Origin of the sequence: Bacillus pumilus, assembly GCF_009937765.1 — a bacterium.
Lineage (GTDB): Bacteria > Bacillota > Bacilli > Bacillales > Bacillaceae > Bacillus > Bacillus pumilus_O.
The window spans coordinates 174232-196275 of record NZ_CP047089.1; the positions used below are offsets into that span (position 1 = coordinate 174232).

At 41.2% G+C, this 22044-nt stretch carries 24 protein-coding genes and 1 pseudogene; 19 read left to right on the forward strand and 6 right to left on the reverse strand.

Translation table 11 applies throughout. The annotated features are described in order from the left end of the window. Positions 1 to 34: 34 nt before the first annotated feature. Positions 35 to 895: a MurR/RpiR family transcriptional regulator gene (locus GPS65_RS00785; RefSeq protein WP_088002644.1), complete on the reverse strand. Its 861-nt coding sequence runs from the start codon at positions 893 to 895 to the stop codon at positions 35 to 37. A 161-nt stretch (positions 896 to 1056) separates the two neighbouring features. Between GPS65_RS00785 and GPS65_RS00790 the strand changes: the two genes are divergently transcribed. Further along, on the forward strand, positions 1057 to 1734 hold the full coding sequence (locus GPS65_RS00790) for a DUF3298 and DUF4163 domain-containing protein (protein WP_041816056.1): 678 nt from the start codon (positions 1057 to 1059) through the stop codon (positions 1732 to 1734). A gap of 84 nt (positions 1735 to 1818) precedes the next feature. Here the strand turns inward: GPS65_RS00790 and GPS65_RS00795 are convergent, their stop codons facing one another. Both GPS65_RS00795 and pepT read right to left on the reverse strand, forming a co-directional pair. Continuing rightward, entirely contained in the window at positions 1819 to 1998 is a 180-nt protein-coding gene (locus GPS65_RS00795; protein ID WP_041816054.1) for a hypothetical protein, read from the reverse strand. A gap of 288 nt (positions 1999 to 2286) precedes the next feature. After that, positions 2287 to 3519, reverse strand: coding sequence for a peptidase T (gene pepT / locus GPS65_RS00800; RefSeq protein WP_012011750.1), 1233 nt, complete (start codon positions 3517 to 3519; stop codon positions 2287 to 2289). Positions 3520 to 3745: 226 nt separating this feature from the next. Between pepT and GPS65_RS00805 the strand changes: the two genes are divergently transcribed. The 5 genes from GPS65_RS00805 to GPS65_RS00825 all read left to right on the forward strand — a co-directional run bounded on the left by GPS65_RS00805 (position 3746) and on the right by GPS65_RS00825 (position 7156). Next, on the forward strand, positions 3746 to 4069 hold the full coding sequence (locus GPS65_RS00805; RefSeq protein WP_144481799.1) for a WXG100 family type VII secretion target: 324 nt from the start codon (positions 3746 to 3748) through the stop codon (positions 4067 to 4069). A gap of 4 nt (positions 4070 to 4073) precedes the next feature. Then, entirely contained in the window at positions 4074 to 5270 is a 1197-nt protein-coding gene (locus tag GPS65_RS00810) for a DUF6861 domain-containing protein (RefSeq protein ID WP_144468077.1), read from the forward strand. Positions 5271 to 5282: 12 nt separating this feature from the next. Then, positions 5283 to 6041, forward strand: a complete 759-nt coding sequence (locus GPS65_RS00815) for a hypothetical protein (RefSeq protein WP_012011747.1) — start codon at positions 5283 to 5285, stop codon at positions 6039 to 6041. 21 nt (positions 6042 to 6062) lie between these two features. Next, positions 6063 to 6590: a YfjD family protein gene (locus tag GPS65_RS00820; RefSeq protein ID WP_012011746.1), complete on the forward strand. Its 528-nt coding sequence runs from the start codon at positions 6063 to 6065 to the stop codon at positions 6588 to 6590. Between the two features lie 98 nt (positions 6591 to 6688). Continuing rightward, positions 6689 to 7156, forward strand: a complete 468-nt coding sequence (locus tag GPS65_RS00825) for a helix-turn-helix domain-containing protein (RefSeq protein ID WP_012011745.1) — start codon at positions 6689 to 6691, stop codon at positions 7154 to 7156. Between the two features lie 53 nt (positions 7157 to 7209). Here the strand turns inward: GPS65_RS00825 and GPS65_RS00830 are convergent, their stop codons facing one another. After that, positions 7210 to 7557 carry a helix-turn-helix domain-containing protein gene (locus tag GPS65_RS00830; protein WP_003214932.1) on the reverse strand — a complete coding sequence of 116 codons (348 nt, stop codon included), beginning with the start codon at positions 7555 to 7557 and terminating at the stop codon, positions 7210 to 7212. A 207-nt stretch (positions 7558 to 7764) separates the two neighbouring features. Here GPS65_RS00830 and GPS65_RS00835 point away from each other — a divergent pair, with 207 nt between their 5' ends. From GPS65_RS00835 to GPS65_RS00860, 6 genes are all read left to right on the forward strand, one after another. After that, positions 7765 to 8754 carry an asparaginase gene (locus GPS65_RS00835; protein WP_003215391.1) on the forward strand — a complete coding sequence of 330 codons (990 nt, stop codon included), beginning with the start codon at positions 7765 to 7767 and terminating at the stop codon, positions 8752 to 8754. 28 nt (positions 8755 to 8782) lie between these two features. Then, positions 8783 to 10204 carry an aspartate ammonia-lyase gene (gene aspA, locus GPS65_RS00840; protein WP_144481798.1) on the forward strand — a complete coding sequence of 474 codons (1422 nt, stop codon included), beginning with the start codon at positions 8783 to 8785 and terminating at the stop codon, positions 10202 to 10204. A gap of 143 nt (positions 10205 to 10347) precedes the next feature. Further along, positions 10348 to 11757 carry a Na+/H+ antiporter NhaC gene (gene nhaC, locus GPS65_RS00845; protein WP_012011743.1) on the forward strand — a complete coding sequence of 470 codons (1410 nt, stop codon included), beginning with the start codon at positions 10348 to 10350 and terminating at the stop codon, positions 11755 to 11757. Positions 11758 to 12055: 298 nt separating this feature from the next. Beyond that, the gene (locus GPS65_RS00850; protein WP_050944558.1) at positions 12056 to 12481 is read left to right on the forward strand and encodes a YwqH-like family protein; all 426 of its coding nucleotides are present in this window, start codon (positions 12056 to 12058) and stop codon (positions 12479 to 12481) included. A 37-nt stretch (positions 12482 to 12518) separates the two neighbouring features. Beyond that, positions 12519 to 12782, forward strand: a complete 264-nt coding sequence (locus tag GPS65_RS00855) for a YwqI/YxiC family protein (protein WP_012011741.1) — start codon at positions 12519 to 12521, stop codon at positions 12780 to 12782. 282 nt (positions 12783 to 13064) lie between these two features. Further along, on the forward strand, positions 13065 to 13490 hold the full coding sequence (locus tag GPS65_RS00860) for a YwqH-like family protein (RefSeq protein ID WP_012011740.1): 426 nt from the start codon (positions 13065 to 13067) through the stop codon (positions 13488 to 13490). A 44-nt stretch (positions 13491 to 13534) separates the two neighbouring features. On the opposite strand, the gene GPS65_RS00865 is transcribed toward GPS65_RS00860, so the two are convergent. Then, positions 13535 to 13750 carry a hypothetical protein gene (locus GPS65_RS00865; protein WP_225970040.1) on the reverse strand — a complete coding sequence of 72 codons (216 nt, stop codon included), beginning with the start codon at positions 13748 to 13750 and terminating at the stop codon, positions 13535 to 13537. Positions 13751 to 13886: 136 nt separating this feature from the next. Between GPS65_RS00865 and GPS65_RS00870 the strand changes: the two genes are divergently transcribed. The 7 genes from GPS65_RS00870 to GPS65_RS00900 all read left to right on the forward strand — a co-directional run bounded on the left by GPS65_RS00870 (position 13887) and on the right by GPS65_RS00900 (position 20859). Continuing rightward, entirely contained in the window at positions 13887 to 15845 is a 1959-nt protein-coding gene (locus GPS65_RS00870; RefSeq protein WP_012011738.1) for a BglG family transcription antiterminator, read from the forward strand. Positions 15846 to 15934: 89 nt separating this feature from the next. Then, entirely contained in the window at positions 15935 to 17245 is a 1311-nt protein-coding gene (locus GPS65_RS00875; protein ID WP_144455230.1) for a PTS sugar transporter subunit IIC, read from the forward strand. 150 nt (positions 17246 to 17395) lie between these two features. Further along, positions 17396 to 17818, forward strand: a complete 423-nt coding sequence (locus GPS65_RS00880) for a mannonate dehydratase (RefSeq protein ID WP_238389126.1) — start codon at positions 17396 to 17398, stop codon at positions 17816 to 17818. Then, positions 17815 to 19248 carry a glycoside hydrolase family 1 protein gene (locus tag GPS65_RS00885; RefSeq protein WP_012011736.1) on the forward strand — a complete coding sequence of 478 codons (1434 nt, stop codon included), beginning with the start codon at positions 17815 to 17817 and terminating at the stop codon, positions 19246 to 19248. The genes GPS65_RS00880 and GPS65_RS00885 overlap by 4 nt, the downstream gene beginning before the upstream one ends. 12 nt (positions 19249 to 19260) lie before the next feature. Further along, positions 19261 to 19584 (forward strand): PTS sugar transporter subunit IIB, encoded by a 324-nt coding sequence (locus GPS65_RS00890; RefSeq protein WP_012011735.1) that lies wholly within the window; start codon positions 19261 to 19263, stop codon positions 19582 to 19584. A gap of 19 nt (positions 19585 to 19603) precedes the next feature. Beyond that, positions 19604 to 19933, forward strand: a complete 330-nt coding sequence (locus GPS65_RS00895) for a PTS sugar transporter subunit IIA (RefSeq protein WP_041816049.1) — start codon at positions 19604 to 19606, stop codon at positions 19931 to 19933. 65 nt (positions 19934 to 19998) lie between these two features. Continuing rightward, positions 19999 to 20859, forward strand: a complete 861-nt coding sequence (locus GPS65_RS00900; RefSeq protein ID WP_144473460.1) for a polysaccharide deacetylase family protein — start codon at positions 19999 to 20001, stop codon at positions 20857 to 20859. A gap of 852 nt (positions 20860 to 21711) precedes the next feature. Here GPS65_RS00900 and GPS65_RS00905 read toward each other — a convergent pair. Beyond that, positions 21712 to 22010: pseudogene (locus tag GPS65_RS00905) on the reverse strand (VOC family protein). Between the last annotated feature and the right edge of the window lie 34 nt (positions 22011 to 22044).

Sequence of the window (22044 nt, forward strand, 5' to 3'; positions counted from 1 at the left end):
AAAAAAGACCGGAATCAGCTCCGGCCTTTTGCGTTCATGTTTTATTTTTAGCTACGGCTAATCGAGATCTTTTCACATTTTCAATGGCATTTGATCCTAGTTCTAAAACAGCGGCAACGTATAGTACATCGATGATCACAAGCTGGTTAATACGGGAGATCATGGAGTCAGATCGATAGGTTGTCTCCCTAGAAGAACTGAGCAGATGAAAGTCAGATCGCTTTGCGAGTTCTGATTTCGGATAGCTAGTGATAGAGGCAATTTTTGCTCCCTTTTCTTTAGCAAATTGCACGGCATCGAGAATTTCTCTACTCTCTCCTGAATGGGAGATCGCAACGATAAAATCGTGTTCCGTGGCGTGAGTTGCAATCATGTTCATCATATGCGGATCACTGCATAGACTTACTTCAAAACCAAGCTGGAGGAACTTATGATAAGCATCCCCGGCAATAAAGCTGGACGCACCGGCTCCAAAAAAGACGGTTTTATGTGCCTGTTTCATTTGTTCAATAAATTGCGTGACGGCATGGTCTTCTACTATATGTTTCATATCTTGAATAGAGTTTGTTGTTAACTCTATGACCTTATGTTTAATGTCAGCTACACTATCGGATGCCTCGATTTCACCGTATATGGATTGGGGTGTATTGGTTGCTATATCCTGTGCGACATGGACACGAAACACTTGGTATGATTCATAACCAATTTTCCGTAGAAACCGAAAGATCGTCGTTTCACTTGTATTGCATTCAGAAGCGAGTGCACTAATGGAATGAAGCACAACCTTCTGAGGGTTTTCTAAAATGTAATTGGCAATCTTTTTCTGGGTCGGAGACAAACTATGAAACGTCGTCCGAATGTGACTAAAAATATTCTCTTCTATGATAAACACCACACTTCTTCATCTAGCATTCTACATTAAGCATACAGGAACTTATGAAAACGGTAAACAAACCCGAAGTGGGAAAATGAAGAATAATATGGAAATACTGCTTCTTTTGGTTCTTTTGTCATGGTATACTCAATTGGTAATAGACAAAAATGGGGGTTTTTACTATGACAATGAAAAAAGGCCTAACAATCAGTCTGCTCATTTTTTCACTGATTGTTTCGTTGTTTGCGCCAGTTGGATCTGCGGATGCCAAACAAGCAAAAAAAGCGAAAGTAAGCACACATTATTATAAAAAGAAAAAAACGTTTAAATATGCACAGGTGAAAAACCTAAGTAAGGCGCATATGAAAACCATCAATCGTGATTTAAAAGAAGACATCGCATTCTCTTATTCTACTTATTTATACTTAAAGGACGAAGCGAAAAAGGATGGCTTTGGGAAGATCACGTACGAAAGATCGTTTAAAACGAAATTTAACAATGGGAAGAAACTCAGTATCTTAAACTATGATTACATGAATGATGGTGGAATGCACGGCGATACGATGGTTTCCAGCATGAACTATGTGCTAACGAAGAAAAAGACAAAGCAAGTATTCTTGACAGACGTTGTGAAAACAAAGAAAAAGCGTACGAAAGTAAGAGATTATATTTATAACTACACAAAGAAACATAAGAGCAAATTCTATGCGAACCTGAAAAAAAGAGACATTGAAATCAACTACAACACGCAGTATTACTTTACGAAAAAGGGAATTGCTGTTGTCTTCCAGCCATATGAGATTTCACCTTACTATGTAGGGATACCGGTGATTCAAGTTCCTGCGAAAGTATATAAATAAAAAGAAAAACGACCACTGTATTTGGTCGTTTTTTTGCTATTTACTCAATGAAAAAGAGCCCCTGATGAGGCTCTTTTTTTAGATTTATACTTGTTTAGGTGCCTCGTTTAGTGGGTGACGGCGTTTTCCGTTGTAGTGGCGGCGCATACGAAAGATTTCAAACTCCGAAAGCTCTGCGCTTTTTCGTTTTGGTGTGCGGTTATCTTTTTTGAAAGAGAATAGTAAGTAGCAGCAAAGTGAAGCGATAATCAATAAAATCATCATATGACATTCCTCCAATTCATCCTATTCTTTAAGTGTAGACAGGGTGAGTGATGTTTATAACTGAAAATAAGCAGCAGAATCGGTTTAGTTCTTAAGATTTAGGTGATCTGCTAATTTAGGTCTAAAATACTGGTTGTTTTTAACTATTATATTTCCAGTTATTGCACTCGTCAAGAAGAATTTTTCTGGGGTTGTCTCTATTAGTACGAATAAGTGTCATAAAAGTTTCAGAAAATTGTAAACTTTTATTAAAAAACCGTTCCCGAACAGGAACGGTTGTAAACATATCTATGCTTTTTCTTCAAATAAACGGGCGATTTCTACGATAACTTCTGTTGCTTTCACCATGTTCTCGACAGAAATAAATTCATATTTACCGTGGAAGTTTTCCCCGCCAGTAAAGATGTTTGGCGTTGGAAGACCTTTATATGAAAGCTGGGAGCCATCTGTACCGCCGCGGATTGGTTCGATCACAGGTGTCACTGAGCGGTTTTCCATTGCTTCATGGGCAATATCCACAATGTGTTTCACCGGCTCAATTTTTTCTCTCATATTATAATATTGATCTTGAATTTTGAGATTGATGCTGTTTTCTCCGTAAATGGCTTTTAAGTCACTTGCTATTTTTTCAAATAGTGCTTTGCGATCGTTAAATTTGTCTTTATCAAAATCACGAATAATATATTGAAGCTCTGCTTCTTCGACTTCTCCTACAAACTTCGTGAGATGGAAAAACCCTTCATAGCCTTCTGTGTATTCCGGTGATTCATCAGATGGTAGCTTGTTGTGGAAGAGCATCCCAATCTTCGCAGCGCTGACCATTTTGTCTTTTGCTGTCCCAGGGTGGACATTGTTTCCTTTAATTGATACTTTCGCACCTGCTGCGTTAAAGCTTTCATATTGCAGCTCCCCGAGTGGTCCTCCGTCAATTGTATACGCATAGGAAGCGCCAAAGGCTTCCACATCAAATTTGTGCGGCCCTCTGCCAATCTCTTCATCTGGTGTAAAGGCGACGCGAATTTTGCCATGCTTGATTTCTGGATGCTCAATTAAGTAATGCATAGCGGTCATAATTTCTGCGATACCTGCTTTGTTATCCGCACCAAGTAAGGTTGTGCCATCTGTTGTGATTAGCGTATGTCCTTGATACTTTTGTAAATTTGGAAACTGTGTTGGAGATAAAACGATATGTAAATCTTCATTTAAGGTGATGTCGCCGCCTTGATAGTTTTCATGAAGCTGCGGTTTTACATTTTTTCCGGTGAAGTCAGTCGCTGTGTCGATGTGAGCCAGGAAGCCAATAGTCGGCACGTCTTTGTCTGTGTTAGACGGGATCGTCCCCATGACATATCCGTTTTCATCCATTGTTACTTCTTGAATCCCGATGGATTTCATTTCTTCAACTAGTTGTCTAGCTAAGTTCAACTGTCCTTCAGTTGATGGGCAACTTTCCTTATCTGCATCCGACTGTGTATCTACCTTCACATAACTTGTGAATCGCTGAATCATTTCTTCTTTCATGTATACGTCACTCCTTTTGTAGAATACGTTCATTTTATCACGTCTTGAATGCGCTTCATAACAAGAAAGGCTTTCTCTGGCAATTAGAGAGGAAAAAGACCTACTTTCATTTTATGATGTGTTGAATGGTTCTTTAGGGTGATTTTTTTGGGTGTCTTTTTATTTATAATGAGGACATATAAAATCATCCATTTGTACGTTAAATTGGGAGAAAGGGGTGCGAAAGTTGGATTCTAGTCAAACGCTGGCACTCGCTCAAAAGTTTCAGGAAGCAGCTGAGGAGATTCGGCAGTCAAAGCAGTTGCTGGAGAATCGGCTCAAGGCAGTAGTATCAGGCTGGCAAGGAGAAGCAAGGAATAAATTTGATCAAAGCTTTGAAGAAACAACAGCACGCTATGATCAATTTGAAAAGGACTTGCTTGAAACAAGTCAGGAACTGCGCGATGCAGCGGTCAAAATCGAGGAACGGAAAGCTGAAATAGCCAGAATGGAAGAGCTTGAGCGAAAGAGACGAGAAGAACGGAGAGAAAGAAACCGAGAAGGGAGATGATGTGATGGCACGTGACATAGTGGTTGATCCAGATCAGCTGACAGGGCTGGCGAATGATGTTGTAGGCGAACTGTCTGCCATAGAAACGAAGCACCGCGATTTACATAGTGAACTGGATGGTCTCATTTTAGGCTGTGATCCTCGGTATAGAAGCTGTTTTTCCGGCGTCGGGGATGCATGGGGAGCAGGACAAGCATTGATCAGTAAATTGAGCAGTGATGATATTGCGATTCGTCATGCAAAAGATAAAATGGTCGAAGCAGATGATATTTTACGGAAATTGTACAGTATCTATGATCAATATGGAACACTCACGAGCTTAGCTGGTATTGTGATGATGCAGGCGAAATACTACGGGCTTGGGATGACGACCTTCATTAAAGAAAATGGCCGTTATGCAGCGCAGCATTCAAAGCTACTGCTTGATTTGACGAGCCGGGTAGAAGGAACGAGATTTGACCGACTAGCAAGGATTTGGCTAAGCAATAAAGAATTATTAAAACGATCAAATTGGTCGATGGCTGATTTGGTCCATAAGAAATTCACAAAATTTTATCCTGACGATACAGTTGCATTTACGAATAGTGTCCGTGATTTTACAAAAGGAAGTATCAATTGGAAGGACACGGCTGCGATCAAGTCTGTTTTGAAAAATGGATCAAGATTTGCCAAAGGAAATGCCATCATTGCAACGGTAGTCACTGGTGCAACGGAAACGGTCGGCTGTGGTTTGAAAATTGCAGAGAACTATGCAGAATTCGGTGATCAGCCAGAAGTCCTGAAGCGTGAAAATGCGAAGGCTGTTGGAAATGCAGTGAACAATACGGTCTTTATCGCTGGCGGGTCTGTCGCAGGTGCCGTTGTCGGAGGAGCTCTTGGAAGCTTCGCAGGACCGATTGGAACTGTCGTTGGAGGAGCCATTGGTTCCGCAGTCGGTGGTTTTATAGGAGAAAAAGTTGCCAAGCTGACATCAGGATTTGCTGAGCAGGTTGCAGTGAAATTAAAGGACCCAATTCATGCAGTCGTGGATAAAGGGAGGCAAGCATTCGAGCTTGCGGGTCAAGGTGTGAAAGCAGTCAATGACACCATTGATCAGGCAAATCAGGTGATACATAAAGGGATAGAAAAAACAAAAGAAACCGCAGATTCGCTCATAAAAGGTGCAGGCGATTTCTTTAAGGGTGCATTTTCTTTTGGATAAGGAGAGATCAAGTTGGATCAGCTAAGTCTAAGTATTGAGGAACTCATCTTTAGTTTTTACAGTGAAGGCTATTTTGAACAGGGCATGTCCTTAAAGGAAGCCTATTACCCTGATGTAGAGGACGAGCGATTAGGTTTTTTATTTGAAATTGCGTGCCGCTCTTTGCTCGCAAAAGGTGTACTGGAATTTCAAAACAGACAATATCGTTATAAAGCGGAATACCGTCATTTCATTCAGGCGATGAATGATGCATCTCACACCATCAAGGCGTCTCGATTTGGGGATAAAGATGAAGAAATTAGTACCTCCTTTCACACGACACAGATGGGCGTATATGCGCATCATACGCTGTATGATCAACAAGTCCATCAGATTCAAAAACTGAAGGATGACCAGCAGGCAGAGGAACAAGTGACTGCCTTTTTCAACATACAGATGAGTGATCACCCTGAATCTGTCATGACCCTGCAAGCAGAGGAATTTGAAAAGCTATTAGAGCAAGCAAGTGAGGCGAAAAAAGAGTGGCCTTCCTTCCTTCCTCGAGCAGAGAACGAAGAACTCGTGCAGTCATTTGTTTCGGATGTACAGACGAGAAAAGGAAAGATGGACTCCCTAATGAAGGTCGTCTACGACAAAAATAATACGCCTGATGTGGAATCTATGTTATTTGTTATTCCAGGTGAGAAACAGTCGTGGCTTGTGTCGGGAATAAAAGAAAGTGAATTTCGCGTGGAGACGGCTCATAGAGACGGATTACGTTCTATATTCTAATGGAGAAAAGGAGAATGACGCTTGAATCCAAGTGAAGGAATAGAAGTGAGAAGCAGGACCTTTTTAAGGGTATGGGCTTTTTTAGCAACAGGCGGCTTCGGTATCATCGGTATTTGGTTGTTTTCAGAAGCTCTAACATTTGAATCGAATTATACATTGTTTTTATTTTTAGGCGGACTATTAGGCATGGTATATGGCTCGATCTCTTTTTTGATGATTCTGCCAGCTTTTACGAAGAGGGGAAATGTGATTTTTCGCATTCAGCGCGGAAAAAATGGTGCTGTGCTGCATCGTGAGCGGACGATTCCTTTTCAAGACATTCAATCCATTGATATGCGTAGGCATCGGTACAGTGTAAGAGGATTTCTCTTCATGGATGTGCTCATTCGGAAAATAGATGGGAAATTGATCAAAATTCCAGCGTACAGTATTTTAGATGAAGAAGTATTCGAGCAAACCGTCAAACAAGAGATCTATCCATATTTAAATCAGACAGCCCAAGAGAACTGGAGACAGCAGCATGGTCAGGTTGAAGAACAGATCAATTAAGTATTATTTGCCAATATCCTAAAGGATGAGGCGCCACTTTTTCGAAAAAATCGTGTATGATGTCAGTAAAGACTGAAGACTCGGAGAGGTGATGAGAGATGGATAAAGAGATGGTAATCGACCTCGTCACAGAACAAATGGCACGAATTCGAAAAGAAAAGAATTATACGCAGGACCGCATGGCTGAGGTACTTGGTTTATCGAAGCGTCATTTGCAACAGGTTGAAAAAAATAGGCTTCGCCTCAACTGGACGCAAACTGCGGCCGTATGTGCATTATTCAGGGATAGTGACATTTTAAAAGGGACACTTGGAGATGATCCGCTTGAGATTCTGGAAGTCGTTGCACATGATGAATTGCATTTATCGGTGGAACGTACGATCGGCGGAAAGGTTTGGTGGCGGACATCTATCAAAAAAGGCACATTTCGTCTTCAGCAAAATGTGCTGAGTCAGCATTACCGCATTTTAGATGATGAGAATTATCGCTATTATAGTTCGTTTAATAAAGAAGAAGCGAAGCGGCGCTTAGAGGAACTAAGTCAGCTGTCTTCTCCTTATTCATAAGCAGTTAAAAAAAGAGAGGCACCCGATTGGTAGGGGCCTCTCTTTTTTGTGTTTTATACTTTTAGGGTGTTTTTCGCCCGAATAAAGGCAACAAGCTGTTTGATTTCTTCATCATTTAGGGGAACACCGTCTACAAGAATGGTTCCTTCTTTTGCTTCCGTCAGTTCAATTTTGATATCAGAGATTTTACGTTGTATCTCTGGCTCGTCCGTTCTACCAAGTAAAAAATCAATGGACGTATCATACAAATCAGCCAGGCGCTTCACTGCTTCAAGCGAAGGTCGTCGGTACCCAGATTCGTAACCGGCATAGGTGCTTTTGGCGATACCTAGGCGATCTGCCGTATGCTGGAGAGACCATTTTTTCTTTTTTCTAAGAGTGGTTAAACGATCGAGTATCATTACATGAACGCTCCTTTATATACAACAACAGTATATCATATTTTGTGATAGAATGTACGCGTTATGCGTAATAATTTCTTGATTAATTCGCGTTATGTGACTATAATGGCAATGAAGGTACGCGTAAAGCGTATATTATAGAATAGCACAAGCTGGCTTATAATATGTGTGACAAACGTAGTAATTTTACTGAAAGAGGTGGACCTGTTGAAGAAATTATTGCTTTTAACCACTGGTGGGACGATTGCATCTGTAGAGAGTGAAAATGGTTTGGCTCCAGGTGTTAAAGCTGAGGACCTTTTAAGCTATTTAAACGAAATTAATGCAGAGTACACAATGGACACAAAGTCCCTAATGAGTATAGATAGTACAAATATGCAGCCTGAATACTGGGTAGATATCGCAACAGCCATTTATGAAAATTATGATCAATATGACGGCTTTGTTGTCACGCATGGAACCGATACAATGGCCTATACATCAGCAGCACTATCTTATATGCTGCAAAATCCGGATAAGCCAATTGTCATTACAGGCTCACAAATCCCGATTACGTTCAAGAAAACAGATGCGAAGAAAAACATCACTGATGCGATTCGCTTTGCATGTGACGGCGTAGGCGGCGTGTATGTTGTCTTTGATGGCAGAGTGATTCAAGGGACACGCGCAATCAAATTAAGAACGAAAAGCTACGATGCATTTGAAAGTATTAACTATCCATATATTGCATCGATTGAAAACCATCAAATTGAATACAATAGCAAAGTAAAAAGATCGTCAATGAAACCGCTTAAATTAGACGCATCCTTAAACACCGACGTTTGTCTCTTGAAATTGCACCCAGGTCTAAAGCCTGAATTCTTAGATGCAATCAAAGGTGTATATAAAGGAGTCGTTATCGAAAGCTACGGCAGCGGCGGAATTCCTTTCGAAGGAAGAAACCTTTTAGAGAAAATCAACGAATTGCTCGAAGAAGGCATTTCTGTTGTCATCACAACTCAGTGTCTTGAAGAAGGAGAAGACATGAGCGTGTATGAAGTAGGACGCAAAATCAATCAAGAACTGGTGGCACGTTCACGAAACATGAACACAGAAGCCATCGTGCCGAAACTCATGTGGGCATTAGGTAAAACAACAGACCCAAGAGAAGTGAAAAAGATTATGGAAACGCCGATCGCAGAAGATTTAGTGATTTAACTATTCTATAGAAAGCAGGTCATATCAGATGGTTCAAGCAACTTATCGCTATGAGAAGGATTTTCTTGGAGAAAAAGAAATTCTAGCAGACGTGTATTATGGAGTTCAAACCCTTCGTGCAAAGGAAAATTTCCCGATTACGGGATACCGCATGCATGAGGAACTGATTAGAGCCTTTGCCATCGTGAAAAAAGCAGCAGCTCAAGCCAATATGGAAGTTGGACGTTTATATGAAGGAATTGGAAATGCCATCGTACAAGCTTCTGATGAGGTCATTGAAGGTAAACTGCATGAGTACTTTATTGTAGACCCAATTCAAGGCGGCGCAGGAACGTCGATGAATATGAATGCCAATGAAGTCATTGGAAACAGAGCGCTAGAAATCATGGGACATCAAAAGGGTGAATACATTCATTTAAGCCCAAACACACATGTTAACATGTCACAATCCACGAATGACTCGTTTCCAACAGCTATCCATATTGCTGTATTGAAGCAATTAGACATTCTGCTTGAGACAATGCAAACGATGCAGGACGTATTCCAAAAGAAAGCGAAAGAATTTGATCATGTGATCAAAATGGGACGTACGCACCTGCAGGATGCTGTTCCAATTCGTTTAGGACAGGAATTTGAAGCTTACAGCCGCGTGCTCAGCCGCGATATTAAGCGGATCAACCAATCAAAGCAGCATTTATATGAAGTCAATATGGGTGCAACAGCAGTTGGGACAGGCCTAAACGCAGATCCTCGTTATATTGAGATCGTCGTGAAGAAGCTAGCCGATATTTCTGGCCTTCCGCTTGTAGGCGCAGAGCATCTTGTAGATGCAACGCAAAATACAGATGCGTACACAGAGGTGTCTGCTGCATTAAAAGTATGCATGATGAACATGTCTAAGATTTCCAATGACCTTCGTCTAATGGCTTCTGGTCCACGTGCAGGTCTTGCTGAAATTGCATTGCCAGCTCGTCAGCCAGGATCATCCATTATGCCTGGGAAAGTCAATCCAGTTATGGCAGAGCTCATTAACCAAATCGCATTCCAGGTCATTGGGAATGACCACACCATCTGTCTTGCCTCTGAAGCAGGTCAGCTTGAGTTAAATGTGATGGAGCCTGTTTTGGTCTTTAACTTACTTCAATCTATTAGTATAATGAATAACGGCTTCCGTTCATTCACAGATCATTGCTTAGTGGACATTGAAGCAAATGAAAAACGTTTGAAAGAATATGTAGAAAAAAGCGCAGGCGTGATCACTGCAGTGAATCCTCATTTAGGCTATGAAGCAGCGGCTAGAATCGCTAGGGAAGCCATTTTAACAGGACAATCGATCAGAGATCTTTGCTTGCAAAATGATGTGTTAACAGAAGAAGAACTTGATATTATTTTGAATCCATTCGAGATGACAAAGCCTGGAATTGCGGGTGCAGAGCTCCTAGAGCGATAATAATATCAAAAATTTTATTTTATTAATATGTAGAATTGCCTGTGAAATAGAGAAAAACAGGCAATTCACTTTCTTTCGAATTGACACACTTTTTTCACAATATTTTGAAAACGCTTAACGCGTACACAAAGGGAGGAAACACAATGAAATCACCACGTCTGCCGTCTATGTTAGAAGTCGTGTCTGTACTTGGCTTGTTTTTAGCAATTGTTTTATCTTTTACTCTTTATTTCAAATTGGATATTCAACTAGCATTGTTTATCTCATGGTTTATGGTTATCGGATTAGGTGTTCGATTGGGGCATTCCTATAAGGATCTTCAAAATGCGATCACAAAAGGGATATCGAATGGTTTAGAAGCCATTTTAATCTTAATTGCAGTAGGTGCACTTGTTGGTACATGGATTGCAGGTGGGGTTGTACCTACGTTAATCTATTATGGTTTAGAGTTTATTCATCCTAATATCTTCTTATTAGCTACGCTTGTCATCTGTGCACTCATGTCCATTGCAACAGGAACCTCTTGGGGGACGGTCGGAACGGCAGGGATTGCGATGATCGCAATTGGTGAAGGGCTTGGTATTCCACTTCCGATTGTGGCAGGTGCCGTCTTATCTGGTGCTTATTTTGGAGATAAATTATCCCCATTATCAGATAGTACAGTGCTCGCTTCCTCACTTTCAAAAGTGGACGTGCTGGCGCATGTTCGAGCGATGATGGTTTTATCCATACCAGCCTTTGTTATAACAGCCATTATGTTTACGGTTACAGGCTTTATGTATGGAGGACGCAACATTGATCAAGATAAAGTAGAGTTTTTGAAAAATGCTCTTCATGATACATTCACCATCAACATTTGGATGGTCATCCCAGCAGTAGTGGTTGTATTACTGCTCGTATTTAAGAAACCTTCAATGCCTGTTATAGCCATTGGTGCTCTTTTAGGATCTATTTGGGCGATGGCTTTCCAAGGAATGAATCCAGCAGATGCGATTGGTTCAGCATACAATGGCTTCTCTATTAATTCAGATGTAGATTTCTTAAATACGCTGTTAAATCGTGGTGGTATTGTGAATATGCTTGGATCTTTAGTGGTCATTATTCTCGGGCTTGGGTTTGGTGGCGTACTTGAATATCTAGGCGTTCTAAAAGTAATTGTTTCTACTTTTGAGAAGAAATTATATAATGCAGGAAATGTAACTCTATCAACACTTGTTGTAGCATTCTTTGCAAATATTTTCGGATGTGCAATGTACGTTTCATTAATTCTTACACCGAAGATTATGGAAAAAAGCTACGATAAATTGAAAATAGACAGACGTGTTCTATCTAGAAACGCTGAAGTCGGTGGAACGATGACGTCTGGTATGGTTCCTTGGTCAGATAACGGGATTTATATGGCGGGAATTCTAGGCGTATCCACATTCTCTTATTTACCATTTATGTGGTTGAGCTTTGTGGCCATCGGTCTTGCTATTATTTACGGATATACAGGGAAATTTATCTGGTACGTTAAGAATCCACCACAAGAATCAGAAGAATCGGCTTCATAAGCCGTTTACAAAAGCCGCTCCTCTAACGGGCGGCTTTTGTTTGTCCTAGGTCTGTATGACTATATGTGACATCTCACAAATAATCAGGATGTAAGACCCCCTATAAAAGGGGGCTTAAGGGGTAATGAGAAGCAGAATGAAAGCATATTTATCCCATAAAAAGGGCACAAATCCCTATTCAAACGTGAGTCTTTGAACCTTATAATAACAATATTGGAAAAAGTGCTATTCACCTTACGCTCGTTTAGAAGAACTCTAAGCAGCGTTTTTATTTTTTTGTCAGGAGGAGGAACCCATAATGAGCTTATCGGATATGCTGTCTGCCCTAAACGGTGGCATTACAAGTAAAAAGGCAGAAATCGAAGAGAAAATCGCTCGACTGAAAAAGGCGAAAAGTAAGGTCGAACGTGAACAAGATGCGGCAGAAACAGACTTGAAGCAAATCAAGCAGCCAAAGCTTGGGACCTCTTGGAAAGGTGAGCGAAGCCAAGATTTCAAATCAGAACGAAATGAAGCCCATGATGCGTTGCAAACGATTGTGAACGATAAGTACCCACGCTATGTGAGCCGCATCGAATTCAAAATTAGTACGTTAGAAGCTGAACAAGCAGCGTTATCCTTTGCTAGTTCCCTAGCTGGAGACGCCGCACGTCTTGCTGAAAAAGGAGAAGACGCAGTGGAGGACGCCAAACGCTTGATCTCAAAAGCATGGAGCAGCTTATAAGCCAACTTCATGCTGAACAAACTTGGAGGATATCACGATGGGACAAATTAAGTTAAACTACCAAACAGTTATGAATCAACTAGACGAAGTCTCCCAAGCAGTCGAAGCTTTAACGATGAAAAAAGCAGCAGATAAAGCAGGTGAAAACAGCCTTGAATTTGTGACCAAATGGACGGCACGTGAGGCAGAGGTGAACGAAATGGTCTCAAGTTTTAAAGAAGCTTTAACCAAAAATGTCCAGGATACACGCTCGAATGTGAAAACCTTAAAAGAACAGGATGAAGCGATTGCGGCAAAATAAATGCAATCGTTTTTCTAATGGGTTTCATGGGATGAAGCAAAATATAGATCTAAAGACACATATATCATTCGGGATATACGACCTTGTATTATTCCGTTTTTCTTCCAAGCGCGTCACTAAAAGGACACCTTTTCCCTATTTAAGACTGAGGCTTTTCACCTTATACTATACTTAATGAAAGCAAAACGATAGAAATGTCAGGTTTGGAAAAATCAAGTGAGTCGATCATTTCTAATGCTCTGACGCTGTGCTTTCGTATGAGGTCCGATAGAGGTGGATGACATGAGTTTATCCGAGATGCTACACCATCTGCATATGGGAATTGAAAACAGACGTGCAGAATTTGATGAAATGATCTCTCGGTTAAAGACAGCCAAAAGCAATATTCGAACAGAACAAGATCTTGCGCAGTCAGACATAAAGGAAATCAAGAAGCCTGCTCTAGATTCGTCATGGAAAGGTGAGAGAGGAACTGACTTTCATCACCACAGAAAAGACGCCTACCAAGTCATGCACGACATCGTAAACAATGAGTATGAAAAATATATCTCCGAAATTGATCAAAAAATCTTGCACTTTGAATTGAAAAAAATGGAGCTGGCTGTCGCCAGTAATTTTGCCGGAAGAGCCCAGGACGTGATGGAAAAGGGCGAGGATTTTGCGCTCGATGTTAAACATCTGATTGAACGGGGCTGGAAGGCTCTTTAAAATAATAAAACAGCCATCTCATCAGCGAGCGGCTGTTTTTTTGTTTAGTCACATCCACCACCACTATCACCAGAATCTCCTCCCCCGCAGGAGACATCAGAAGCGTGATGACTATAAGAATCAGTATAGGTACTTGTTGTTGAACTGTGATGAGAGGAACGTTTAGCAGATGTACGTTGATCCTTTGGTGTGAACAGATGAGCAACGATTGCGCCTAAAGAAGCCAATATGATGATAACAACAAACATAAAAGAACCCATGATGTATCCCTCCTCTTGTTTTCTATTCATACGAATGAGCCATATCGTGGTTCCCGAATTGAAAGAAAAACTGGGCAAAGAGTTCTACTTTCGTTTATGATGATAGGCAAAAGTAAATGCCAAGGGAGGAGAGATCATGCTATCTCTACGTCAGGAGGAGCTTCTGAAACGACTGATGCAAGTGGAACAGGAACTGACTAGTGAAGAAATTGCCCGCATGATTGGTGTCACATCAAGAACCATCCGAACAGATATGAAAGCGCTTAAATCTACTTTAGCTGAACATGGAGCCGTACTTCATATCAAACGAGGGGCAGGGTATACATTGACCGTCGAGGATTATGGGTCTTTTCGTACATTTTTGAAAAAATCATTGGGAGAAAGAAATGAAAAAAAAGAACAGATTATCCCCAATCAGCCTGAAGACCGTGTAGCCTATCTATTGAAAAGGCTGCTTCTGTCTGAAGACTATATAAAGTTAGATGCGTTGGCAGAGGAATTGTTTGTGAGTGAATCGACAGTGAAAAATGATTTGAAAGCGGTCAGACATTTATTTTCATTACATGGACTTTCTGTGTCACATCGTCCTAAATATGGCCTACGGCTGACAGGGGAGGAAATGAAATTAAGATATTGTATGGCTGAGCATGTGTTTCAAAAAGCGCATGCGAACTCTACGCTGTTACCTGAAGAAACGTATCAATTCATTCAGGGTATCGTGCGTTCACGTACAAAAGCTAGCGGACTTTATCTGTCAGAGATTGGTTTAAGTAATTTGGTCACCCACATCGCCATTGCATGCAAGCGAATTGAAGAGAAAAAAATAGTCATGATGCCAGAAACGGAATTGAAAGAGATTCAAGTCCAGCCTGTTTTCCAAGTAGCTCAACAAATGGCAGAAGATATTCGGCATGTGCTAGGAATTGAGTTTCCATTATCTGAAATGGCGTATATTGCAATTCACTTGATGGGAGCGAAGATGATGGCTTACGGAGATGCGGGTCATACGCTATTTCATCTTCTAGAAGAAGATCACTTTCGCTTCATTCACCAATTGCTTGCTTATGTAGAGGAGCACATGTCACTTAATATTCAATTTGATAAAGAATTAATCGTTGGATTAAGTCTTCATTTACGTTCTGCTATTCATCGTTTTAGGTACGGTATGAACATTCGTAATCCTTATTTAACGGACATTAAAAGGCATTATCCCATTGCATTTGAAGCTGGTGTTTATATGGGGAGATGGCTGAAAGAAAAAGAGGGAATTGAGATTCATGAGGATGAGATTGGGTATTTGGCGCTTCATATCGGGGCTGCAATCGAGCGAACAAAATCACAGCACGTGAAAAAGAGATGCCTAATTGTATGTGCGACGGGTGTCGCCAGCAGTCAGCTCCTTCTTCATAAGCTGAAAGCAGCTTTTAGCGAAAGGATGGAAATCGTTGGTACTGCAAGTGTTGGGGAAATGTCTTCGTACGATTTGAGAAGCATTGATTTTATTATTAGTACCATTCCGCTTCAGAACACGTTGCCGGTGCCAGTAGTTGATGTACATACGATTCTAAGTGACGATGATATTGTTCGGCTGAAACGGTTTGTGCAGGGTGCGCAGGATACAGGGGTTTTGCGATATGTGAGTCCGGCGCTGACATTTTTTCAGCAAGACCTTCAATCAAGAGAAGAGGTTCTGCAATTTTTCGTGAACGTGCTCAAGGAACAGGATCGCATCCCAGAAGAGTTTGAACAATTATTGCTGGAAAGAGAGCAAGTGTCACCGACATCGTTTGGTCATTTGGTTGCGATTCCTCATCCGATTAAGCCAGCAACAGATGACACGTTTTGTGCGATCTGTACGTTAAAAAAACCGGTGCTGTGGGGTGAAAATCGGGTACAAGTCGTTTGTTTGTTGAGCATCCAGAAGACGTATCAAAAAGAATTACAGTCACTTTATCAATTTCTTGTACGGCTGACAGAGCGCAAGGAAGTGGTAGATCAACTCATCAAGGCCGCTTCATTTGAAGAACTGACGGCGGCGCTACAAGTATTGGAGCATCCGAATGAAAAAAAGGGACACTCATTTCCGCATCTGTGAGGAAAAAGATTAGATGTTAATGAAAGCGCTTTTAAAATAACATCAAAAAGGAGGATGATCACGAGTTTTTGCAAAGGGGGAGACAGATCATGAGCTTCAAGGAGAAAGCGGCAGACGTCATGGGGAATGTGGCTTATCGTATCACGAATCAGAAATATATTATGGCGATTAAACAGGCATTTGTCACACTGATGCCAATCATCATTACAGGGGCTTTTGCTGTATTGGTGGCAAATATGATTATGAGCCCAGAAACAGGGCTTGCTCATTTTGAGATGTTCAGATTTTTAGCGGAGCTTCAGCCAATTATGAAGGCAATCAATTATGCCACGCTGAACTTTTTAACGATTGGGGCTGTGTTCCTCATCGGAATAGAGCTTGGGAAAATCAACGGACACAAGTCTCTGTTCCCAGGGCTGATGGCTTTGATTTCATTTATTTCTGTTATTCCAACGACACTTCTTCTTGAAGTGGATGGATCGATGCGTGAAGTTGTAGATGTACTGGCAAGGCAATTTTCCGATCCAAAAAGTTTATTTTTAGGGATGATCATAGCGATCGTATCTGTAGAAATTTTTTGTAAGCTGACTAAGGTGAAATGGCTGCAAATCAAGATGCCAGATTCTGTTCCATCGAATGTGGCAACATCTTTTTCGTCACTTTTTCCTTCGATCATTACGATTACGATCATTAGTTCCTTCGGCTTTGCATTTCATCGTTTAACAGGCATTTATTTGCATGAAGCAGTGTATAACGTGGTGCAACGTCCGCTAGAAAGTGTTGTACAGGGTTTGCCGGGAATTTTAACCTTGATGTTTGTGGCGCAATTTTTCTGGGTGATCGGCATCCATGGCAATCAGATGATTAAACCGATCAGGGAGCCACTCTTATTAGGATCGATTGCAGTAAATATGACAGCATTTCAAGAAGGAAAAGAGATTCCAAATATCATCACGATGCCATTTTGGGATGTGTATATGAGCATCGGTGGTTCAGGTGTGACCATTGGGCTTTTGATTGCGATTTTTATTGCTGGAAGAAGGGAAGAGATGCGAAGTATTGCCAAGCTCTCATCTGGTCCAGGTCTCTTCAATATCAATGAACCCGTTATTTTTGGCTTACCTGTCATGTTAAACCCTGTGATGGCAATTCCATTTATCGTCACACCCCTTGTGACAGGAACGATTGGTTACATTGCGACAGCTACAGGGTTTGCTGGAAAAGCCGTCGTGATGGTGCCGTGGACGACACCACCGATCGTGAATGCATGGCTGTCCACCGCTGGCAGCATGGGGGCTGTCATCACACAGCTCATCTGTATTGGGGTCGCAGTCTTCATCTATTTGCCATTTGTTCTCTTGTCTAACCGCAAACCAGAAACGGCACCAGATTCAGAGTAAAAGGAGTGACATGAATGAACATGCAATTCAGGTGGTACGGAGAGGATGATCCCGTCTCACTCTCCCATATACGCTAAATTCCAGGCATGAAAGGTATTGTGAGTGCCGTCTATGATGTACCAGCTGGTGACCTGTGGCCTGAGGAAAGGATTGCTTGAGAGACATGAACTCGTATTTGAGGTGGTAGAAAGTCTTCCTGTCCATCAAGACATCAAACTCGGTAGACCAAAGAGGGACGTTTATATCAAGCATTATCAAGAAAACATTCGACGAGTAGCGAAGCACGGTGTGAAAGTCATTTGTTATAACTTCATGCCTGTCCTCGATTGGACACGAACGCAACTCGACTTTTCATTGGCTGATCGATCAACGACCCTTGCCTATTTTCAGCATCAACTAGAACAAATGGACATAGAGAAAGACCCATTTTCGCTGCCAAGATGGGATACCTCTTATACACAGGAGGAAATGAAACAATTGATGGCTGATTACAGGGAGCTTGGGGCTATATATTTGCAAGGGATTTGGGAAGGACTTCACGTTCAAACGAAGAAAGGGAAGGTGGCAACATGAACAGAATCGAGATTCCAAGAGATTTTATCCTAGGTGCTGCGGCCTCTGCTTGGCAAACGGAGGGATGGAAGGGAAAGCAAGCGCATCAGGACTCGTACATCGATTTATGGTATAAGAACGGATATCACGTATGGCACGAAGGATATGGGCCGGCTGGTGCGACGAACTTTTACGAGCGCTATCCAGAAGATGTAGCCCTCATGAAAGAAATTGGCCTGACTCATTATAGGACATCGATCAATTGGTCGAGATTTTTTATCGATTACGAGAAGGGGATTGTGGATGAGGATTACGCCCGTTACGTTGATGATTTGATCAATGAATTAATTGCGTCAGGTGTAGAGCCGATGTTTTGTTTAGAGCATTATGAGCTTCCAGCCGTGCTGCTTGAAAAGTACGACGGATGGTCATCAAAGCATGTCGTCGAGCTTTTTGTTCTCTATGCGGAAAAGGTGTTTGAGCGATATGGAGACAGGGTCAAGCATTGGTTTAGCTTTAATGAACCGATTGTTGTCCAAACACGCGTGTACCTAGATGCTATTCGCTATCCATTTGAGCAAAATACGAAGAAATGGATGCAGTGGAATTATCATAAAGCGTTGGCAACAGCAAAAGTGGTGAAGCTGTTTCGAGAGATGGGATTGAAGGAATCAACAGGTGCAAAAATTGGGGTAATTCTCAATCCAGAAGTGACATATGCAAGATCTTCTGCTCCGCATGATCAAGAAGCGGCACGGATATATGATTTGTTTTTCAATCGAGTGTTCTTAGATCCCTCCATCAAAGGGGAGTATCCAGAGGAATTGCTCGATCTGTTGAAAAAGCATGAGATTCTTTTCGATGCGACAGAGGAAGAGCTTCAGATGATCAAGAATTATACGGTCGATGTCGTCGGGCTCAACTTATACTATCCTCATCGTGTCAAGGCGCCGAGTAAGGCGTGGAATGAGCACACACCATTTCATCCGACTTATTATTACGATATGTTTGAGCTTCCAGGAAGAAAAATGAATCCATTCAGAGGCTGGGAAATCTACCCGGACATTGTCTATGATATGGGCATGAGAATAAAAGAAGAATACGGAAATATTGAGTGGTTTGTGGCCGAAAACGGCATGGGTGTAGAAAAGGAAGAACGGTTTAAAAAAGAAGACGGTATTATCGATGATCAGTATCGCATTTCCTTTATCAGCCAGCATTTGAAACGGGCAATTCAAGCGAAAGCAGAAGGCTCAAATTGCAAGGGCTATATGCTGTGGGCTTTTACGGATAATGTATCGCCGATGAATGCCTTTAAAAATCGCTACGGATTAGTCGAAATCCAGCTGGAGAATGAACGGAATCGTCAGTTGAAAGCATCAGCGTATTGGTACCAGACATTAATTAAAACAAGGGAACTGAAGGTCGAAACAGAAGTCAACTATCGATAGGAGTGTTGCGATATGAAACGAATCATTCTCGCTTGTGCCGCAGGAATGTCTACGTCCATTGTAGTGTCCAAAATGAAGGCAGCCGCAGAAGCTAAGGGGCTGGAATATGATATATACGCCATACCTGAAGGGGCTATTGCGGATGAATTAGAAGAGCATGGAGAAGATGTGCAGGTGATTTTACTTGGACCACAAGTTAGCTTTATGAAAAAGGCAGCAGAAAAAACAGCGGCACCTTACCAAATACCTGTCGATGTCATCAATGTGAAATTATACGGAACAGCGAACGGAGAAAAAATACTAGAACATGCTCTGAAACTAGCAAATGAATCTTAAGTAATTGGAGGAGAAGCAGATGACGGTATTAGAGGAAATGCAGGGAGCAGCCTTTCAAATCATTGCTCATGCGGGCGAGGCAAGAAGTCATTATGTCGAAGCCATTCGTCTAGCAAGAACTGATGATTTTGAAAAAGCACAGCAGTTGATTGAAAAAGGGGAGGAAGCGTTTCGAAGCATCCACAACCTGCACTTGTCGCTAATCCAAAAAGAGGCGGCAGGTGAGCAGCTTCCCTTTTCTTTACTGCTAATACATGCAGAAGATCAAATGCTCACAACAGAGACCATTCATCTGCTTGCCATCGAAATGATTGAAATGTGTAAAAAAATGAACACCCTGTCAAAATAGATATCAGCTAGTAACCAATTTCTGTTATAATCATTCGATAGATAGAGAGAAAGCAGGATTGGTGAATGAAAAAAACATGTATGTTGATGACGGTTGGTCTTTTGGCGCTGCTCATTTCAGGCTGTATGGGAACGAAGGAGCAAACGGAAGGAAACCAGCAAGTGGTCAAAGAGGAAAAAGGTCCATTACAATTAAAAGAAACAGAAGAGATTCAGCAGGCAGAAGCGATAGAGGTTGATACACAAAACTGGATTGAGCAAAAGGAGCCGGTAGAGCTTCCGATTTTGATGTATCACAGCATCTCCAGTGGTAACTCGTTACGTGTGCCAAAAAGCGAGTTTGCATCTCATATGAAATGGCTGAAGGACAACGACTATGTCACACTGTCGCCAGAAGAGGCGTACCGCGTTTTCACAACAAATTCGAAGCCAAGTAAGAAGAGTGTCCTCATTACATTTGATGATGGATATACCGATAACTATACAAAGGCATTTCCGATTTTAAAGCAGTATGGAATGAAGGCAACGATTTTCATGATTGAGCAATCCATTGGCCGTCCGAACCACTTAACAGATGAACAAATGGATGAAATGATAAAAAATGGGCTATCAATTGAGAGTCATACAAGTCATCATTTAGAGCTCAATCGATTATCAAAGCAGCAGCAGGAAGAGGAATTAAAAGGATCAAAGGCATTCTTTGATCAACGTTTTTCTCAGCGTACGAGAATGGTGAGCTATCCTGTCGGGCGCTATAACGAAGACACGCTGAAGCTGGCGAAAGAAGCAGGTTATCAAATGGCTGTCACCACTGAACCTGGACATGCGAAGAAGGAACAGGGCATGATGTCCTTACACCGCGTTCGCATTTCACCGGGACTTTCACCCGAAAGCTTTGGCAGGCTCGTAAAAGGGAATGAACGATAAATGTTTCACATGAAACATTTTACGACAAGTTTCATGGTTTGAATAAAACTTGTTTTGGACTTATAGATTCAAGCAGGGTAAGGAATCAGTTTTGTCATCCACTGATCCTTTTTATTTAACTAAACAAGGTCATACAGTTGCCAATAGAAAGTAAGGGGGCGTTACATAAGAATTTTAAGTTATATAGATTGTTGCTCAGTGTACTTGATAAAAAATTCATTTCAAACAGTACAGTTCTTAGAATTTTTTACACTTAAAGGGTTAAAAAGTGTGCTTATCTATGGTAACAAATTGATACTTATGATAACATGTAATTGCACAAGTTTTTTGTTCAACTCGGACTAAGTTGAACTAGTTTTCAAACTGAAGCACGAGAGCTTCAAGGTGAATTTCTTTAATGTCACCATATAACTGAAAAGAAATTTAATTTGAGCACTCGGCTGACTACCGTGTGCTTTTTCTATGTATACATTTTTAATTTGAGGAATACACTGAAATAAATAAAGTAGCCCTCCAAAAAGCAGAAACGAGATAGAACCAGCATTACCTTGACTAGGGGTAATGAAGGTGCTACTTTATTTTTTATTATCATCTTAAGGGTTAATTCAGAACGGTCTCTTATCTATCATCCATGTTATGAACTGGACTAGAGTTCGTATCGAATTTAAGATAAGAAACCAAAGCTTGTACTTGCAGGTGCAAGCTTTTTTCTTTTTGTTCTTGCGTCTCTCAACGCGTGAATGCACAAGTTTTGTTCTCAAACTGACCCCTCCTTTCTTGGCATAAAAACACCTTTATTATAGAAGGGGGGAGGACTATCAATTACTTTACGTTTCTATGTATATTTTACCATTATGTCCATAAAATTACGAATAGCACCATGTTGTTTTCCTCTTGTTTTTTATCATTCATCAAAAAATTGCAATGCGCTCTTTCTTGCTTGTAATAATCAATTCGATCCTGCATAGTACCTGTATGAACCTCAAATTTATGTCCGACAGGGTCCGTAAAGTAGATCAACTGATGATCATTTTCATCTCTTGGGCGACCTGGCACATATAAATCTATATCCTTTTCCACATTCAGAGCAAGCCGTCTTTTTTTCCTTTTACTAATAAAGTGGCGTCAAATACTTTGGTGTAAAAATCAATTGAGGTTTCTAAATCAGAAACAGAAAAATGCCAA